This is a genomic window from Serratia sp. YC16, assembly GCF_009707615.1.
Taxonomy (GTDB): Bacteria; Pseudomonadota; Gammaproteobacteria; order Enterobacterales; family Enterobacteriaceae; genus Serratia; species Serratia surfactantfaciens.
In genome coordinates this window covers 539,618-556,423 of record NZ_WLYN01000001.1, presented here as the reverse complement: position 1 = coordinate 556,423, position 16,806 = coordinate 539,618, and the positions used below count along the sequence as shown (strand labels likewise).

Sequence of the window (16,806 nt, the reverse complement as noted above, 5' to 3'; positions counted from 1 at the left end):
GAAGGTCATAATGAGTGAAAATACGGTTGCGGCCCGGCAGGAAATAACGACGCGACCGAAAGTCGGCGGCAAGAAGGTGATATTCGCCGCCTCTTTCGGCAATGCGTTAGAGTTCTTCGATTTCGGTATTTATAATTTTTTCGTTATTTATATCAGCGTGCTGTTTTTCCCTCCCTCCAGCGATCCCAATTTGGCGCTGCTGCTGGCGTTCGCCACATTCGGTGTCAGTTTTATCATGCGGCCGTTGGGGGGCATTTTGATCGGCGCTTATGCCGATCGCTGCGGGCGAAAATCCGCGATGATTCTGACGATATCCCTGATGAGTCTGGGCACGGCGATGATCGGTTTTGCGCCGACCTATGCCAGCGCCGGCTATTGGGGCACGATCACGCTGGTGGCAGCGCGCCTGATCCAGGGCGTGGCGGCGGGCGGCGAGGTGGGTGCTTCCATGTCGATTCTGGTGGAATCGGCGCCGCCTGGCCGGCGAGGATTCTACTCCAGCTGGGCGCTGGCGACGCAGGGCATCGCCAGCGTGATCGGCGGCGTGACGGCGTTGGGGCTCAGCGGCTGGCTGCCGGTGCTCACGGGCGATCCACAGGCCATGGCCAGTTGGGGATGGCGCATTCCTTTCTTCATCGGCGTGGCGCTGGCGCCGCTCGGTTGCTGGCTGCGTCTCGGGCTGGAAAGCGACCGGCCGCCGGCGGAGCGTACCCATGAGGCGCCTGTACCACTGCGCAAACATTCCCGGGCGGTGATGCTCGGCGTGATGTTGACCATCGGCGCCACCGTCGCTACCTATATCTCGATGTACTATCTGGGCACCTTTGCGGTCAAGTATCTGGGGATGGCGCAGACCTACGGGTATGCGGCGATGCTGCTGGCCGGGATCATCACCTTCGCCGGCAGCCTGCTGGTCGGGCATTGGTGCGATCGCTACGGTCGCCTGCCGCTGATCCGCTGGGCGCGGATCGCCATTTTGTTGTTGGCGTTGCCGGTTTTCTGGCTGCTGACGGTGGCGCCGCATCCGGCGGTGTTGCTGAGCGTGGTGGCGTTGATGGTTGCGCTGACAACGTTAGGTTCTGTTCCGACGTTGTTGATGATCTCCGAGCTGTTTCCGCAGCGAGTGCGTGCGTTGGGGTTTGCGCTGGTTTATAGCCTCGGCGTCGCAATTTTCGGTGGCTTTGCCCAATACATCGCTTCCCAGTCGATCGTGCTCAGCGGTTCATTGTTGGCGCCCGCCGGCTATCTGATGCTGGCGACGCTAATCTCGCTGGCCGCGCTGCCGCTGTTGCGCGAAACCGGCGGCGATAAGTTGCAATAGCGGGTGCGAGGCAAAAAAAACGCCGGCGGTTTTCACCGCCGGCGCTTGACGCTTGTTACCGTACGCTATCCGGCCGTCAGGCCGCAGGGCGGGCGATCACGCTGCGGGTTTCCATGCGCACTTCGGCGATGGTGACCTGCAAGGTGTCGCTCTGGCGGTAAACCACTTCACCTTTGATCTGCACGGTGCCGGTTTCCTGGCTGCATTGCATTTCGTCACGCACCGCGTGAATAAACGGCGCCGGGATAAAGGCAACCGCGCCGTTGTCCAGCAGACGTACGCGCAGGCCGCCGCGGGTCACGTCGATGATCTCGGCGTTGAAACGGGTATCGGTACCGGCCTTGTCCTGCAGGAAGCGGGCGTACAGCCAGTCGCCGACGTCGCGTTCCGCCATGCGGTTCAGGCGGCGGCGTTCCGCCAGCTGCACCGTCACGTCATCCTGCGGTTTTTCCGCCGGCTGCTGGTTGATGATCGCCTTCAGCAGACGATGGTTGACCATGTCGCCGTATTTACGGATTGGCGATGTCCAGGTCGCGTAAGCCTCCAGCCCCAGACCGAAGTGCGGCCCCGGCGTGGTGCTGATCTCGGCGAAGGTCTGGAAGCGGCGGATGCGGCTGTCGAGGAACTGGGTCGGCTGCGCATCCAGATGGCGGCGCAGTTCGCAGAAACCGTCGAGGGTCAGCAGCTTCTCGGCTTCGGCTTCCACGCCGTTGGCCTGCAGCACGGTGACCGCTTGCTCGACCAGCGCAGGATCGAAACCGGTGTGCACGTTGTACACGCCGAAGCCCAGGCGATCGCGCAGCACGATGGCGGCGCAGACGTTGGCGGCGATCATGCATTCTTCAACGATGCGGTTGGCGCTGCGGCGCTGCTCGGTGACGATCTCCAGCACGTCGCCTTTTTCACCCAGTACGAAGCGGTAGTCCGGGCGATCTTTGAACACCAGCGCGTGCTGGTGGCGCCAGGCGTTGCGTGCGTCGCAAACGCGTTTCAGCAGGGTGACCTGTTGCGCGATGGCGTCGCTCGGCGGCTGCCAGCCGGCAATGCCTTCCAGCCAGTCGGAGACTTCGTCGTACACCAGCTTGGCTTTGGATTCGATCTCGGCGGCGAAGAACTGAATATCGTCGCCCAGCGCGCCGTCGGCGGCGATGGTCACGCGGCAGGCCAGCACCTGGCGGCGCTCGTTAGGGCGCAGCGAGCACAGGTTGTCCGACAGGTCGCGCGGCAGCATCGGGATGTTGAAGCCCGGCAGGTAGTTGGTGAAGGCGCGCACGCGGGCGATCTCATCCAGCTTGCTGCCTTGTTCAACGTAGGCGGTCGGATCGGCGATGGCGATGGTCAGCTGCAGCGAACCGTCGCCGTTGTCGGTCACGTACAGCGCATCGTCCATGTCTTCGGTGCTGGCGCTGTCGATGGTGACGAATTCGAGCGCGGTCAGGTCCTCACGGGCCAGCGCGGCGTTCGGCTCGCTGAGGGCCAGCATTTCCGGCGCCTCTTTCTCCAGATTGTGGCGCGCCAGCGTCACCCACCATGGGGCGAAATGGTCTTCACCCTCGGTGATGAAACGGGTCAGATCGGCGTTGAAGCCGCGATCGCCTTTCAGCGGATGACGGCGCATTTCCGCCACCGCCCAGTCGCCGGCCTGGAAGTTGTGGGTCAGTTCACGCACCGGGCGGCACGGAATCGCATCTTTCAGCAACGGATGATCGGGCACGATGGACAGGCGATCGTCGCGCTTTTGCACGCGGCCGACGAAGCGCGAGAGGAATGGCTCGACCAGGGTTTCCGGCTCGGCGATTTCACGTTCTTTCTCGGTGTGCAGGGTGGCGATAATGCGATCCCCGTGCATGACTTTCTTCATGTACGGCGGCGGAATGAAGTAGCTTTTTTGACCGTCTACTTCAAGAAAGCCAAAGCCTTTCTCAGTCCCTTTCACGACGCCTTCAACGCGCGGGGTCTGAGAGTGAAGTTGCTGTTTTAGCTGCGCCAGCAGCGGGTTATCTTGAAACATATCGTCCAGTGAATGGGTTGTGAGTGGCAAGATTTGCGGCTGACAGTTTTACGCGAATCACCCGCTGCGAGCAAGCCTAACGTCACGGAACCCCGCGTTGCCGCCCGTTTTTGCGCAAGATCGGTCAATCGAAGTGCGATAGATGAAAAACCCCGGCGCACAGGCCGGGGTGAAGGGTGGGTGACAATCAGTCCTGCAGCGGCATCGGCTGCAGGATTTCAATCCAGTAATCGTCCGGATCGCGAATGAACGCGACGTAGTTCATACGGCCTTCATGCAGGCGCTTCTGGAAGGTGACGCCGAGGCGCTCAAAACGCTCGCAGGCGGCGCGCACGTCCGGCACCGTGACGCACAGGTGGCCAAAGCCGCGCGGCTCGCCGTTGCCGTTGTGGTAGTGGAAATCCGCCTGATTTTCGGTGCCGTGGTTATGGGTCAGTTCGAGAATGCCCGGCTGGCTCAGCGCCCAGCGTTTGCGCTCGTCGTCATCCTGCGGGATCTGCTCGCGCGGGCTGCGCGTCAGGTAGCAGATGGTGAAGGCGGCTTCTTTAAACTCTTCCAGATAGACCAGGGTAAAGCCCAGCACGCGGGTGTAGAAATCCAGCGCTTTGGTCAGGTCTTTCACGCGGATCATGGTGTGGTTGAATACGTAACCGTCGGTTACCGCGTCGGGTTGGGCCGCCACGCCGGGCAGCGTCAATAAATCATTCAGTGGCATCAGTGATCCTCCTCAGGGTGTCGGCAGACTGTAGGTGAAATCGATGCTAATCTAAAGTGATTGTTTTTAACTAAAACACTTACTAAAAGTGAATGAAACATGAAGCTGAGCCAACTGAAGTTTTTCTGCACCGTGGTGGAACACAAAACCATCGCCGCCGCCGCCCGCGAGCTGCACTGCGTGCCTTCCAACGTCACGCTGCGGCTGCGCGAGCTGGAGGAGTCGTTGGGTGGCGAACTGTTTTTTCGCGACAAGAACCGGCTGTACGTCAATCCCAAAGGCCGGTTGTTCTACCAGCAGGCGCGCGACATCGTGGCGCAGGCGGAGCGCAGCAAGCAACTGTTCGCCGGCGAGTACCAGCACGGGCTGCTGAACCTCGGGGCGCTGGATTTTTCGCTGGTCAGCCATTTGCCGGCGCGTATCGCCCGGCTGCGCCGTTTACAGCCTCATCTGCAGATCAACGTGCTGAGCCGCGATTCATTGGTGTTGGAGCGCATGCTGATCGACAGCGATCTCGATCTGGCGATCAGCGATGGCCCGATTGAACATCCGCTGCTGGCCAGCCAAAAGGCGTTTGACGAACGGCTGGTGCTGCTGATGCCGGCCGGCGCCGGGCAACCCGACGCCGCTACCCTGGCGGCGCTGGAGTTTTACACCTTCAGCCGCGAATGCTCGTTCCGCCTGAAGGTCGATCACTGGCTCGCCTCGCGCGGGCTGAAGCCGCGTATGACGCTGGAAATGGAATCTTATGCCGCGATGGCGGCCTGCGTGCAGGCCGGTTGCGGCGTTGCCTGTGTGCCTAGCTCTTTGCTGCCGCAGATCTTGCCGGCGCCGGGGCTGAAGGTGGTGGAAATGGGCGAGGAGGGCGTGAGCGATCTCTACTTCGTCTGGCGCAGGCATCAGCTGTCTGACGAATTGCAGACCATCCTGGAGATATTGGCGCGCCCGGCGTGAACCGGGCGCGCGTTTTCAGGCAATACGCAGCGAAGGTTGCTGCTCGCTGCGGCGAATCACCACCGGGATTGACTTCGACGTCGGGGTGCCGGTGCCGTCGCCGAAGCTCGCCAGCGGCACCAGCGGGTTGGTTTCCGGATAGTAGGCCGCCAGGTTGCCACGCGGAATGTCGTAACTCACCAGCTTGAAGCCGTCCACCTTGCGCACCACGCCGTCGTTCCACAGGGTTTCTATCTCTACCCGTTCGCCATCCTGCAGGCCCAGCGCCGCCAGATCTTCCGGATGGATGAACAACACTTCGCGTTGGCCGTATACGCCGCGGTAACGGTCATCCAGGCCATAGATGGTGGTGTTGTACTGATCGTGCGAACGCAGGGTTTGCAGGGTAAACGGCGCTTGCTCGTCGCCCAGCTGCGGGAACAGGGTCGCCGGCAGCGCGGCGGCGCTGAATTCCGCCTTGCCGCTCGGCGTGGCGAAGCGCAGTTCGGCGGCGGCGTTGCCCAGGTAGAACCCGCCGGGCTGGTCGCAGCGCCGGTTGAAATCCTCGAAGCCGGGAATGGTGGCGGCGATATGATCGCGGATCAGCGAGTAGTCGTCGGCCAGTTCCAGCCAGTCCAGCTGTTGCGTGCCCAGTACCGCGTCGGCAATGCCGCAAACGATCGCGGTTTCCGAGCGTTGGGTATCCGCCAGCGGTTTGCCGATGCCTTCCGAAGCGTGAACCATGCTGAAAGAGTCTTCGACCGTGATGTACTGCGAGCCGCTGGCCTGCATATCCAACTCGGTGCGGCCCAGCGTTGGCAGGATCAGCGCGTCTTTGCCGGTCACCAGGTGGCTGCGGTTAAGTTTAGTGCTGATATGCACCGTCAAATCGCAGTTGCGCAGGGCGCGGGCGGTGCGCTCGGTGTCCGGCGCCGCAGCGGCCAGGTTGCCGCCCAGCGCGATCAGCACTTTCACTTCGCCGCGCAGCATCGCCTCGATCGCTTCTACCGTGTTGTGGCCCAGCGCGCGATTGGCGGTGAAGTTAAAGTGGCGTTCCAGGCTGTCGAGCAGTGCCTTCGGCGACTTCTCATCGATCCCCATGGTGCGGTTGCCCTGGACGTTGCTGTGGCCGCGCACCGGACACAGACCGGCGCCCGGCTTGCCCAGTTGCCCGAACAGCAGCTGCAGGTTGGTGATTTCGCGCACCGTCGCGATAGAGTGTTTATGCTGTGTCACGCCCATCGCCCAGGTGCAGATTACCCGCTCGGCGCCCTGGTAGGTGGCCGCCGCCTGGCGCAGTTGCGCTTCGCTCAGGCCTGACTGTGCGGTAATGGTCTGCCACTCGGTCGCGTCCACCTGCGCCAGGTAAGCCTCCACGCCGACGCTGTGCTGTTCGATAAACGCCAGGTCGAACAGGGCGGGTTCACCGGTGGCCAGACGCTGACGGTGGGTTTCCAGCAGCGCTTTCACCATGCCGCGCACCGCCGCCATATCGCCGCCCAGATTCGGTTGGTAATAGGACGAGCTGATCGGCGAGGACTTAGGCGTCAGCATCTGCACCGGATCCTGCGGATCGGCGAATCTTTCCAACCCGCGCTCGCGCAGGGTGTTGAAGCTGACGATGCGCGCGCCGCGCCGGGCGGCGTTTTTCAGGCTGTGCAGCATGCGCGGGTGGTTGGTGCCGGGGTTTTGGCCGAACACGAAGATGGCGTCGGCTTTTTCAAAGTCGTCGATGCGGATGGTGCCTTTACCGACGCCGATGCTCTGTTTCAGCCCAACGCCGCTCGCTTCATGACACATATTGGAGCAGTCGGGGAAATTGCTGGTGCCGAGCATGCGGCCGAACAGCTGATAAACGTACGACGCTTCGTTGCTGGCGCGGCCCGAGGTATACAGCTCGATCTGGTTCGGGTTGTCCATGCCGTTGATGTGTTTGGCGATCAGCGCCAGCGCGTCCGGCCAATGAATAGGTTCATAGTGGTCGGTTTCGGCGTTGTAACGCATCGGATGCGTGAGGCGCCCCTGATATTCGAGGAAATAATCGCTCTGCTGCTGCAGGGTGCTGACGCTGTGGGCGGCGAAGAATTCGGGCTCGACCGCGCTGCGCGTCGCTTCCCAACTGACCGCTTTGGCGCCGTTTTCGCAGAAGCTGAAGGTGCTGTGGTTGTCGTCGCCCCAGGCGCAACCGGGGCAGTCGAAGCCGCGTGCCTTGTTGACGCGCATCAGGTTGCGCATGTTTTTTAGCGTTTGTTTACTGTCGAGGACAAAGCGGGTGGTGGCTTCAAGCGAACCCCAGCCGCCCGCTGGGCCGGTATAAGGCTTGATTGACGGTTTGAATTTCATGGTGACACTTCGCAGGTGGTTGTAGCTAAAAAGTAAACGCTTTTTTATGCGTCTTGCGTATTTATGTCACAAGTTTAGGGGCGTTGCGGGGTGGCGTCTAATCGAATGGGGCAATGGCGGCATAGAGCATATCTATCGCGGGCGGGCGGTGACGTAAACAAATGGTTGCATAAAGACACCCGCTGCAAAAGAGTAATGGTTTCGTCTGAATGTGAATTAATGCAGTCTATCTCGCGGATTATATTGGTATTTTATTTAGCCTGCGGGCCTGAGGAACACAGCGTGAAGCGTTCAGTATCAGTGGTGATCGGCGGTATTTTACTGCCTTTGGCGGCGCAGGCGGCGGAAACGTCGCCCAATTTTCCCACCATGACCCCGCCGGCGATAGACGCCGCCTCTTACGTGTTGATGGATTACACCACCGGCCAGGTGTTGGCTGCCGGCAATGCCGACGAACGGCGCAACCCGGCCAGCCTGACCAAACTCATGACCGGGTTGGTGATCGACCACGCGCTCGATCAGCATAAAATTGGCCTCGACGATGTCGTCACCGTAGGGAAGGATGCCTGGGCGCAGGGCAACCCGGTGTTCAAAGGTTCCTCGCTGATGTTCCTGAAGCCGGGTGACAGGGTCACTGTTCGCGATCTCAGTCGCGGCATCATCATCGATTCCGGCAACGACGCCTGCGTGGCGATGGCGGACTACGTGGCGGGCAGCCAGGCCAACTTCGTCAAGCTGATGAACGAGAAGAGCGCGCAGCTGGGGTTGCAGAATACCCATTTTGAAACGGTGCATGGGCTGGATGCGCCGGGGCAGTTCACCACGGCCGGCGATCTGGCGGTGATTGCGCGCGCCATCATCATGAGCGAACCGGCGGAATACCACATGTACAGCGAGAAGTCGCTGACCTGGAACGGTATCACGCAGCAGAACCGTAACGGCCTGTTGTGGGACAAAACCCTGCACGTCGACGGTTTGAAAACCGGCCATACCGCCTCGGCCGGCTTCAACATCATCGCCTCCGCCACCGAAGGGGATCGACGCTTGATCGCCGTGGTGATGGGCGGCAAAAGCTCTAAAGGGCGTGAGGAGCAGGCGCGTAAGCTGTTGACTTGGGGGCTGCGCGACTTTGCCACCGTACACCTGTTCAGCGCCGGCCAGAGTCTGGGGGAAGAGCCGGTCTGGTACGGCGAGGATCACCGGTTACCGGTCGGTAGCGCGCAAGAGCAGTCGCTCAGCCTGCCAAAAAACGAAGCGGACAAGCTGAAGGCGCAGTACGTGATCAATACCGCGCGGCTGGAAGCGCCGATTGGCAAAGGGCAGACCGTCGGCGAGATCCGCATCAGCGACAATGGCCAGGTGGTGAAAACCCTGCCGCTGGTGGCGCTGCAGGCGGTGCCGCAGGGCGGCGTGTTCTCGCGCCTGGTGGATTACGTGAAGCTGAAGCTCTGACTCGCCGGGCGGGCGACGGCGCCCGGTGGTATACTGGTGCGAATGCCGATCATTGAGCCGCGCTATGGATATTAAACAACTGATTTATTTGTGCAATCTGGAACGAGAACGCCACTTCGGCCGCGCGGCGGAGGCTAGCTTCGTTAGCCAGCCGACGCTATCCATGCGACTGAAAAATCTGGAAAAAGAGCTGGGCGTTTCGCTGATTAACCGCGGCAACCATTTCGGCGGTTTTACCGCCGAAGGCGAGCGGGTGCTGGCGTGGGCGCGTGAGATCGTCTCGGTTTACCAGGGGCTGAAACTGGAGGTGGAGTCGCTCAAGCACGGCTTGCACGGCACGCTGCGCCTTGGCGTGGTGCCGCAGTGCAGTATCTCGGTATCGGAAATGCTCAAGGCGGTCAGCGAGCGTTACCCGCATCTCGATTACCGGCTGGCGGTGCTGAGCGCCGATCAGCTGCTGGAGGCGCTGACGGCGCATACCGTCGACATCGGCATCGGCTTTTTCGAGCTGTCGACCTTGAAGGAACTGCATTTCCAATCGCAACCGCTGGTGGAAACTGGCGTCGAGCTGGTGTTTCATCCGCAGCATTTTCCGAAGCTGGTGGGCGATGCGCCGTTGCCGCTGGAGGCGGTGGCCGCGTTACCGCTGTGCCTGGCCGAACCGACGCGTTACTTCCGTCGTTATCTCGATCAGCACTTCCGTGACGCCGGGTTGACGCTGCACCCGCGGCTGGAAACCGCTTCGATCTTCCAATTGCTCGAGGGCATTTTCGTCGGTTTGGGTTGCGGCTTGTTCCCGCGCGGCCAACTGCAATCACCGCTGATGCCGGCGTTGCAGCGGCGCCCGGTGGCCATCGGCGCCATGCCGCGTCATGCGGCGGTGGTGGTCGATATGGCGGAGCGCGCTACGCCGCTGGCGCAGAAGTTTTTCGACGCCGCCAGCGAGTGGCTGCGGCGGCAGAATATCTGAGGACAGGCTGTCTTGCGGCCGAGGGTAAGGCCGCAAGCGCTATTCAGTCGGAGACGGTGAAGGTTTCAGCATCGCCCAGCGTTTGGCGCAGGCGGTTTTCCCAGGCGTAAAGCGCGGTGGTAAGGATCACCTCCAGCGCCTGTGCCTGATCCAGGCCGCTGTTGAACAGCGGCTGCACGCTCTGCGGAGTGAACTTCTCCGGCGCGCGCGTCAAGTCGGCGGCGGTGCGCATCACCGCGCGTTTTACCGCGTCTTCGGTATACGCCAATCCCTGAGGCAGCCCGGCGAACAGCGCCTCGGCCAGTCCGTCGTCCTGCAGCTCTTGCGCCACCGTCGCCGCGCAGTAGCGGCTGCCGTTGATGCGCGAGACCGCCAGCGTCGCCAGCGCCTTCAGGCGGGCCGACAATCCATATCCTTCGGCATTGATGCCATTGAATACGCCGTTGCGTTCGCGCAGCGTGGCGGCGTCGTGGGCCAGCAGCAGGTAATAAGACTCGGCTCGCGCCTGCGGGTGGCTTTGATCCAGCACATCGAGCTGTTCGGCGGCGGCGTTTTCCGCGTCGATCGGCGGCAGGCGCGCAGTCCAATTCAGTTCCTCGGCGCTGAACGCGACGCCCTCGGCGTCTTCGACGTTAGGGAAACCGGGAACCACCACCGCCGGCCGGCCGGCCAACGCCGCGATGCCTGCCACCACGCGCGCCTGATAGCTGACAAAACCGATGACTTGCGAAAAGGTAACGATATCCGCCGGGCTCAGCCCGACGTCGCCAAGCTGTTGCAGCGCCTTGCGGCAAATCAGCGTGGGCTGGCTGGCAAGCTGACGGGCATATTGGGTGATCTGAGCGAGGCGGATATTGCTTTCCCGGGAGGCGTCCGGGCTATGCAGCGGGGCGAGGCGGGCGGCGTAGTGGCTACAAAGCGATTGCACCCCCGTCACCTGAGCGACGGTCAGGGCGGTGCTCAGGCGATCGTAGGGTGACAATGTCACGTAGCGCGATAGCGGCACATGGTCGGGAAACAGGGCATGGTAGCCGGCCAGCGAAGCGCTGAACACCCCGGAGCGGGCGCTGAGCGCATGGTTTAATGCTTCATCGGCAAAGGCGCCCAGCCCCAGCAGAAAACGATCGCGATGGGTGGCCGCCTGCGGCTCCAACGGCGCATCGCCGCGCACGCTGCTTTGGGTTTCGTGATACCACTGGGCGTTATGTTGTCGACGGAGTCGTTCCATAGGGTCAATCCTTAATCATGATCAACAGCCGCCGCTGCGCTGGCAGCGACGGCTGGACAAAGAGGCAACATGCCCGCAGGCGGGGCGAAAGGCGGATTTAGCGCAGCTCATCGCAGCACAGGGCGTGGCCGTAAACAGAGAAACCGGCGGCCAGGGTGAGCAGAAACTGCGTGAGGCGGCGATGGCGAATGCTGTTCATCAGTGCGATATCCTGTCGTATGAGAAGCGCAACGTAGGGGATATCCTCACCGATCGCCCTGGCGAGATAAAATAATGTTACGGACTAATCAATAACTGAAAGGAATAAAATATAAGGATATATAACAATAGTGTAATTTGTATGTGCGCTTTCTCGCTAAGCGGCAGGCGCGCGGCAATAAAAAACCCGCCGCAGCGGGTTTGGAAGTGAGGCCGTAACTCAGAAACGGCCGCCGTCGCGCCGCCAGGCGTCGGCGGTCAGCGCTTCGCCGAAGTGGCTGGCGATAAGCCGCTTGGTCAACTCGTGCAGCGGCGCCGCCAACACTTCGGCGGTGCTGCCGCGCTCGACGATTTCCCCTTCGTGCATCACCAGCACCTGGTCGCTGATGTGTTTCATCATGCCGAGGTGCTGGGTGACATAGATATAGGAAATACCGTGTTTTTCCTGCAATTCCAGCATCAGGTTGATGATTTGCGAGCGCATCGACATGTCCAGTGAGGCCAGCGCCTCATCGGCGACGATCACTTTAGGCTGCAGGATCAGCGCACGCGCCAGCGCGACGCGCTGTTTCTGCCCGGAAGCCAGCATGTGCGGGTAGTAGTAGGCGTGATCCGGCAGCATGCCGACCTGGCGCAGCGTCTGGTTGATGCGCTGCTCGCGCTCGGCGGGCTCAAGATCGGTGTTCAGCCGCAGCGGCGCGTCCAGCAGCTGGCCGATGCGTTGGCGCGGGTTGAGCGAGGTGCTCGGATCCTGAAAAATCATGCGAATGCGCTGGCTGCGGTAGCGATAGTCGCCGAATTCCAGCGGATGATCGTCGATCAACAGTTCGCCGGCGGTCGGCTCCACCATGCCGGAGAGCATCTTCGCCAGCGTGGATTTGCCGGAGCCGTTCTCGCCGATTACCGCCAGCGTCTGGCCTTCGCGCAGGGTAAAGCTGACCGATTTCACCGCCTCAACGTGCTGGCGGCGGAACAGCCCAGTGCGATAGCGGTAGGTTTTGCTCAGGTTGCGCACTTCCAACAGCGTTTCCATGTTATTGCTCCTCCATGTTCAGCGGGAAGTGGCAGGCGAAGAAGTGGTTCTTGACCGGGCGCAGGCGCGGCGTTTCGATACATTTCTTCTGCGCGTAGGGGCAACGCGGCCCCAGACGACAGCCGATCGGCAGGTGTTCCAACGAAGGAATGGCGCCCGGCAGCGTATTCAACCGGCTCTTGTGCGGCAGCGAGCGGCCGAAGTCCGGCATGGCGCGGATCAGTGCCTGGGTGTACGGGTGGTGCGGCGCCGCCAGCAGCTCTTCGCACTGGGCGCTTTCCACCGTTTGCCCGCAGTACAACACGTTTACCCGGTCGGCCCATTTGCTCATCATTTGCAGGTCGTGGCTGATCAGCAGAATGGTGGTGTTGTTGTTCTGATTGAGGCGCGCCAACAGCCGGAAAATCTGCGCCTGGGTGGTCGGCTCCATGGCGTTGGTCGGCTCATCGGCGATCAGCAGACGCGGCTGGTTGGCCAGCGCAATGGCGATCATCACTTTCTGGCATTCGCCTTCGGTCAGCTCGTACGGGAAGCTGCCCATGATGTCGTCGTGATCCTTGATGCCGACGCGGTGCAGCAATTCGATGGCGCGGCGTTTGCGCCAGTTGAAGCGCTGCCACCAGCGGCCCTTGTAGGTCCACCCTGGGATGGCTTGCGCCAGCTGGCGGCCAATGCTCTCGGAAGGATCGAGACAGGACTGCGGTTCCTGGAAGATCATCGACACGTTGTGGCCCACCAGCCTGCGCCGTTCGCGCGGGCTCAGCTGCAGCAGGTCGATGTCGTCAAAGCGGAAACGATCGGCGGTGACGCGCCAGTTGTCTTTGGTCACGCCGCAGATGGCTTTGGCGATCAGGCTCTTGCCGGAGCCTGATTCGCCCACCAGGCCGCGCACCTCGCCCTCGGTCAGCGTCATGCTGACGCGGTCGACCGCCTTGACCGGCCCTTCGGCGGTCATAAATTCAATCGTCAGATTGCGGATATCGAGTAACGGCATTATTCCACCCCGGCATTGATTGCGCGGCGCATACCGTCGCCCAACAGGTTGACCAGCAGCACGCTGACGAGGATGGCCGCGCCGGGCAGCATCACCGTCCAGGGTGCGACGTACACCAGCTCAAGCGAATCGCCGAGCATCGCTCCCCATTCCGGCGAAGGCAGCTGCGCGCCAAGATCGAGAAAGCCGAGCGCGGCGATATCCAGAATGGCCATCGACAGCGCGCGGGTGAATTCGGTCACCAGCACCGCCGCGATGTTCGGCATGACCGCGTACCACAGGATTTGCAGCGTGGAAGCGCCGTCGAGCCGCGCCGCCACCACGTACTCTTTCTCCAGTTCGTCGTGCACCGCGCTGTAGATGGTGCGCACCATGCGCGGCAACAAGGCGAGCCACACCGCCAGCATGGCGTGTTCGAGTTTGGGGCCGATAAACGCCACCACCACGATCGCCAACAGCAGAGACGGGATAGACAGCAGGGTATCGAGAATGTGGTTGAGCACCGCCGAGCGCAGCCCGTGAGTGACGCCGGCGAACACGCCGAGGATCACCCCGCAGAACGCCGCGGCCAGCGTCACCGCCAGCGCCGAGCCGAAGGTGGCGGCGGTGCCGGTCAACAGGCGGCTGAGGATGTCGCGCCCGAGATCGTCGGTACCGAGGAAGAACGACACATTGCCGTAACGCGACCAGGAAGGCGGCAGCAGCTGATAACCGAGGAACTGCTGATCCAGCGCGTAGGGCGCCAGCAGGCTGCCGAACAGCGACAGCAGCAGCAGGGCGATCACCCCGTAAAAACCGATCATCGCCAGCGCGTCGCCGTAGAAAATCCGCCAGGTGTAGCGCAGCGGGCTCGGCATCTTTTTTTCGCGGTATACGTTATCGAAGGGCATACCATTCCTTATGTTTCAGCGGGTTGGTTGCCGCACCCAGAATGTCGGCCAGGACGTTAATGGTGATCACCAGCGTGCCGACCACCATGACGCCGGCGGAGATCGCCGCATAGTCCTGCTGACGGATGGCGTTGATCAGCCAGCGGCCGAGGCCGGGCCAGCTGAAAACCACTTCGGTGATCATCGCCAGCGTCAGCATGGTGGAGAACTGCAGCCCCAGTTTGGGGATGATCGGCGGCAGCGCATTGTGCAACACGTGGCGGCGAATGATGGTGAAGCGCGACAGGCCGCGGGTGGCGGCGGCCTTGATGTAGTTTTGGCTCAGCACGTCGTCGGTGCTGATGCGCATCAGGCGCACCACTTCGGTGGTGGGCGCCACCGCCAGCGCGGCGATCGGCAGGATCATGTGGCGCAGCGCGCTGCCGATCATCTCGTTGCGGTACGGCGAATCCGACAGCCAGGCGTCGATCAGCGCGAAACCGGTGATCGGCTTCACCTGATACAGCAGGTCGAAACGGCCGGAAACCGGCAGCCAGCCCAGATGCAGCGAGAAGAACAACATCAGCAGCAGCGCCAGCCAGAACACCGGCATTGAGAAGCCCAGCAGCGCGAAGGTGCTGATGGCGGTGTCCTGCCACTTGCCGCGCAGCACGCCGGCGATGATGCCCAGCGGAATGCCGATAAACAGCGCCAGGGCGAAGGCCAGCAGGCACAGTTCCATGGTAGCCGGGAACACTTCGCGCAGCTGTTCGCTGATCGCCTGGCCGTTGATGCTGGAAACGCCGAAGTCCCAGTGCAGCAGGCTGACGAAGTAGAACTGATAGGCGTCCAGCAGGGCGGCGCCGTTCAACGGCGCGCGCGGCGTGAAATAGCTCAGGCTGAAGCTGACCAGCGTCAGGAAAAACAGCGTGATCAGCAGCAGCAGGATGCGGCGCAGGGTAAAGATAATCACTTTTTCACCTCCGGCGCGGATTCACGGTACACCCCGGCGAACGAGGCGTTGCCGAACGGACTCAGCACCAATCCCTTGATGTCGTAACGGTAGGCCTGCAGGCGCAGGGAAGAGGCCAGCGGCAGCACCGGCAACTGCTGCTCGAGAATTTTCTGCGCCTTGCGGTAGTTGTCGATGCGCTGAGACAGTTGCTGCGACAGCAGCGCGTTTTGCAGCACCTCGTCGAAGCCCGGGTCACACCAGTGAGCATAGTTGGTTTGCGAACGGATTGCCGCGCAGCTCAACAGCGGCCGGAAGAAGCTGTCCGGATCGTTGCTGTCGGTGGCCCAGCCGGTCAGGGTCAGGTCGTGGTTCATCTCCATCAGGCGCGCTTCCTGGAAGCGGCCTTCCACCGGTACGATGGTGACGTTGATGCCCACCTGGCCGAGATCGGCCTGGATCAGCTCGGCGGTCTTCAGCGGGCTCGGGTTATAAGATTGCGAGGCGGTCGGCACCCACAGCTTCAGGTTCAGCTGGCCGACGCCGGCCTGCCGCAGCATCTCGCGCGATTTGGCCGGATCGTACTCGGTGACGTGCGCGTCGTTGTCGTAAGCCCAGGAGGCGCGCGGCAGGATCGAGGCGGCGGTTTCCGCCGTGCCGTAATAGATCGACTGCATCAAGCGCTGATTGTTGATCGCCAGCGAGATCGCCTGGCGCACGTTGAGGTTGTCGAGCGGCGGTTTGCGGGTGTTGAACGCCAGATAGGCGATGTTCATCCCCGGGCGCAGCGTCAGGCGCAGGCGCGGATCGTCGCGCAGAATCGACAGCTGGCTGGCCGCCGGATAGGCCAGCACGTCGCACTCGCCGGTCAGCAACTTGGAGAGGCGGCCAGTGCCGCCGGCCCCCAGATCGATCACTACCTGCGGCATGCGCGGCAGGCCTTTCCAGTAGACGGCGTTACGCGCCAGACGAATATATTGCCCCGAGCGGTATTCGTTGAGCAGGAACGGGCCGCTGCCGACCGGCTCGCGGTCGATCAGCTCCTGATGGCCCTCGCGCGTCAGCACGTCGGCGTATTCGGCGGACAGCACCGGCGCGTAGTGGGTGGCCAGGTGCCACAGGAACGAGGCGTCCGGCGACTGCAGACGAATCTCCACCGTGTAGTCGTCGAGCTTTCTCACGCTCTGTACCGAATCGCCGAACTGCAGGCTGTCGAAATAGGGATATTCGCCGCCGTTAACGTCGTGATACGGGTGTTTCTGGTCAAATACGCGCGCGAAGCTGAACACCACGTCGTCGGCGTTCATCTTGCGGGTGGGCGTGAACCAGGCGGTGGTCTGGAACTGCACGTCTTTACGCAGATGGAAGCGATAGGTGGCCCCGTTGTCCAGCACTTCCCAGCTTTGCGCCAGTTCGGGGATCAGACGATAGGTGTACGGGTCGACGTCCAACAGGCGATCGTACAGCTGGGCGGCCAGAGTATCCACCGTCAGGCCGCTGCTGGCCATTTGCGGGTTGAAGGTATTCAGTATGCCGCTGACGCAATAGACAAAGCCGCTCTGGCGAATGTCCGGCAGCGGCGCCGCGACGGGCGCGGGCGGTGTGGTCGCGGCCAGGGCAGAGCCCGTCAGGCACAACGACAGTATCCAAAGGGGTAAACCACGCATAGAGGCTCATGGGTTTAATCAGCAATAGCGTTAGTGTATCGCACTCTGACCAGCAGCCCAATCCATTGAGCAAAATCGCTGAGTTTTCTGCTACTTGATTAAGCAAGGCGGTTCGCGACG

At 61.9% G+C, this 16,806-nt stretch carries 13 protein-coding genes; 4 read left to right on the top strand and 9 right to left on the bottom strand.

Going from position 1 to position 16,806, the window contains the following annotated elements; translation table 11 throughout:
* Window positions 1–10 precede the first annotated feature (10 nt).
* Window positions 11–1,321 carry an MFS transporter gene (locus GKN89_RS02565; protein ID WP_019452683.1) on the top strand — a complete coding sequence of 437 codons (1,311 nt, stop codon included), beginning with the start codon at window positions 11–13 and terminating at the stop codon, window positions 1,319–1,321.
* A 76-nt stretch (window positions 1,322–1,397) separates the two neighbouring features.
* Here the strand turns inward: GKN89_RS02565 and GKN89_RS02560 are convergent, their stop codons facing one another.
* Window positions 1,398–3,332: an exoribonuclease II gene (locus tag GKN89_RS02560; RefSeq protein WP_154746293.1), complete on the bottom strand. Its 1,935-nt coding sequence runs from the start codon at window positions 3,330–3,332 to the stop codon at window positions 1,398–1,400.
* A 187-nt stretch (window positions 3,333–3,519) separates the two neighbouring features.
* Window positions 3,520–4,047, bottom strand: coding sequence for a lactoylglutathione lyase (gene gloA, locus GKN89_RS02555; RefSeq protein WP_154746292.1), 528 nt, complete (start codon window positions 4,045–4,047; stop codon window positions 3,520–3,522).
* Between the two features lie 99 nt (window positions 4,048–4,146).
* Between gloA and GKN89_RS02550 the strand changes: the two genes are divergently transcribed.
* Window positions 4,147–5,001 (top strand): LysR family transcriptional regulator, encoded by an 855-nt coding sequence (locus GKN89_RS02550; protein WP_154746291.1) that lies wholly within the window; start codon window positions 4,147–4,149, stop codon window positions 4,999–5,001.
* Between the two features lie 15 nt (window positions 5,002–5,016).
* Here GKN89_RS02550 and GKN89_RS02545 read toward each other — a convergent pair whose 3' ends face one another.
* A complete protein-coding gene (locus tag GKN89_RS02545; RefSeq protein ID WP_154746290.1) occupies window positions 5,017–7,323 on the bottom strand; it encodes an FdhF/YdeP family oxidoreductase in 2,307 nt (768 codons plus the stop codon).
* Window positions 7,324–7,605: 282 nt separating this feature from the next.
* On the opposite strand from GKN89_RS02545, the gene dacD reads away from it, so the two are divergent.
* Both dacD and GKN89_RS02535 read left to right on the top strand, forming a co-directional pair.
* Window positions 7,606–8,775, top strand: a complete 1,170-nt coding sequence (gene dacD / locus GKN89_RS02540; protein ID WP_370520146.1) for a serine-type D-Ala-D-Ala carboxypeptidase DacD — start codon at window positions 7,606–7,608, stop codon at window positions 8,773–8,775.
* A 64-nt stretch (window positions 8,776–8,839) separates the two neighbouring features.
* Window positions 8,840–9,745, top strand: a complete 906-nt coding sequence (locus GKN89_RS02535) for a LysR family transcriptional regulator (RefSeq protein ID WP_025159783.1) — start codon at window positions 8,840–8,842, stop codon at window positions 9,743–9,745.
* 43 nt (window positions 9,746–9,788) lie between these two features.
* Here GKN89_RS02535 and GKN89_RS02530 read toward each other — a convergent pair whose 3' ends face one another.
* The 6 genes from GKN89_RS02530 to sapA form a co-directional block, all read right to left on the bottom strand.
* Window positions 9,789–10,973, bottom strand: coding sequence for a peroxidase-related enzyme (locus tag GKN89_RS02530; RefSeq protein ID WP_154746288.1), 1,185 nt, complete (start codon window positions 10,971–10,973; stop codon window positions 9,789–9,791).
* Window positions 10,974–11,391: 418 nt separating this feature from the next.
* Window positions 11,392–12,204, bottom strand: a complete 813-nt coding sequence (gene sapF / locus GKN89_RS02525; protein WP_004930589.1) for a putrescine export ABC transporter ATP-binding protein SapF — start codon at window positions 12,202–12,204, stop codon at window positions 11,392–11,394.
* A 1-nt stretch (window position 12,205) separates the two neighbouring features.
* On the bottom strand, window positions 12,206–13,198 hold the full coding sequence (sapD, locus tag GKN89_RS02520) for a putrescine export ABC transporter ATP-binding protein SapD (RefSeq protein ID WP_019452674.1): 993 nt from the start codon (window positions 13,196–13,198) through the stop codon (window positions 12,206–12,208).
* Window positions 13,198–14,088: a putrescine export ABC transporter permease SapC gene (gene sapC, locus GKN89_RS02515; protein WP_004930580.1), complete on the bottom strand. Its 891-nt coding sequence runs from the start codon at window positions 14,086–14,088 to the stop codon at window positions 13,198–13,200. The genes sapD and sapC overlap by 1 nt, the downstream gene beginning before the upstream one ends.
* Window positions 14,075–15,040 carry a putrescine export ABC transporter permease SapB gene (gene sapB, locus GKN89_RS02510; protein WP_019452673.1) on the bottom strand — a complete coding sequence of 322 codons (966 nt, stop codon included), beginning with the start codon at window positions 15,038–15,040 and terminating at the stop codon, window positions 14,075–14,077. The genes sapC and sapB overlap by 14 nt, the downstream gene beginning before the upstream one ends.
* Complete coding sequence (gene sapA, locus GKN89_RS02505) at window positions 15,037–16,686, bottom strand: ABC transporter substrate-binding protein SapA (RefSeq protein WP_154746287.1); 1,650 nt, start codon at window positions 16,684–16,686, stop codon at window positions 15,037–15,039. Before sapA ends, sapB begins: the two co-directional genes overlap by 4 nt.
* Between the last annotated feature and the right edge of the window lie 120 nt (window positions 16,687–16,806).

Bases quoted from the DNA above. Each gene is read 5' to 3' on its own strand.
- sapD (WP_019452674.1), bottom strand. From the start codon at position 13,198: ATGCCGTTACTCGATATCCGCAATCTGACGATTGAATTTATGACCGCC.
- GKN89_RS02565 (WP_019452683.1), top strand. From the start codon at position 11: ATGAGTGAAAATACGGTTGCGGCCCGGCAGGAAATAACGACGCGACCG.
- GKN89_RS02535 (WP_025159783.1), top strand. From the start codon at position 8,840: ATGGATATTAAACAACTGATTTATTTGTGCAATCTGGAACGAGAACGC.
- gloA (WP_154746292.1), bottom strand. From the start codon at position 4,047: ATGCCACTGAATGATTTATTGACGCTGCCCGGCGTGGCGGCCCAACCC.
- sapC (WP_004930580.1), bottom strand. From the start codon at position 14,088: ATGCCCTTCGATAACGTATACCGCGAAAAAAAGATGCCGAGCCCGCTG.
- GKN89_RS02530 (WP_154746288.1), bottom strand. From the start codon at position 10,973: ATGGAACGACTCCGTCGACAACATAACGCCCAGTGGTATCACGAAACC.
- GKN89_RS02550 (WP_154746291.1), top strand. From the start codon at position 4,147: ATGAAGCTGAGCCAACTGAAGTTTTTCTGCACCGTGGTGGAACACAAA.
- sapA (WP_154746287.1), bottom strand. From the start codon at position 16,686: ATGCGTGGTTTACCCCTTTGGATACTGTCGTTGTGCCTGACGGGCTCT.
- GKN89_RS02545 (WP_154746290.1), bottom strand. From the start codon at position 7,323: ATGAAATTCAAACCGTCAATCAAGCCTTATACCGGCCCAGCGGGCGGC.
- sapF (WP_004930589.1), bottom strand. From the start codon at position 12,204: ATGGAAACGCTGTTGGAAGTGCGCAACCTGAGCAAAACCTACCGCTAT.
- GKN89_RS02560 (WP_154746293.1), bottom strand. From the start codon at position 3,332: ATGTTTCAAGATAACCCGCTGCTGGCGCAGCTAAAACAGCAACTTCAC.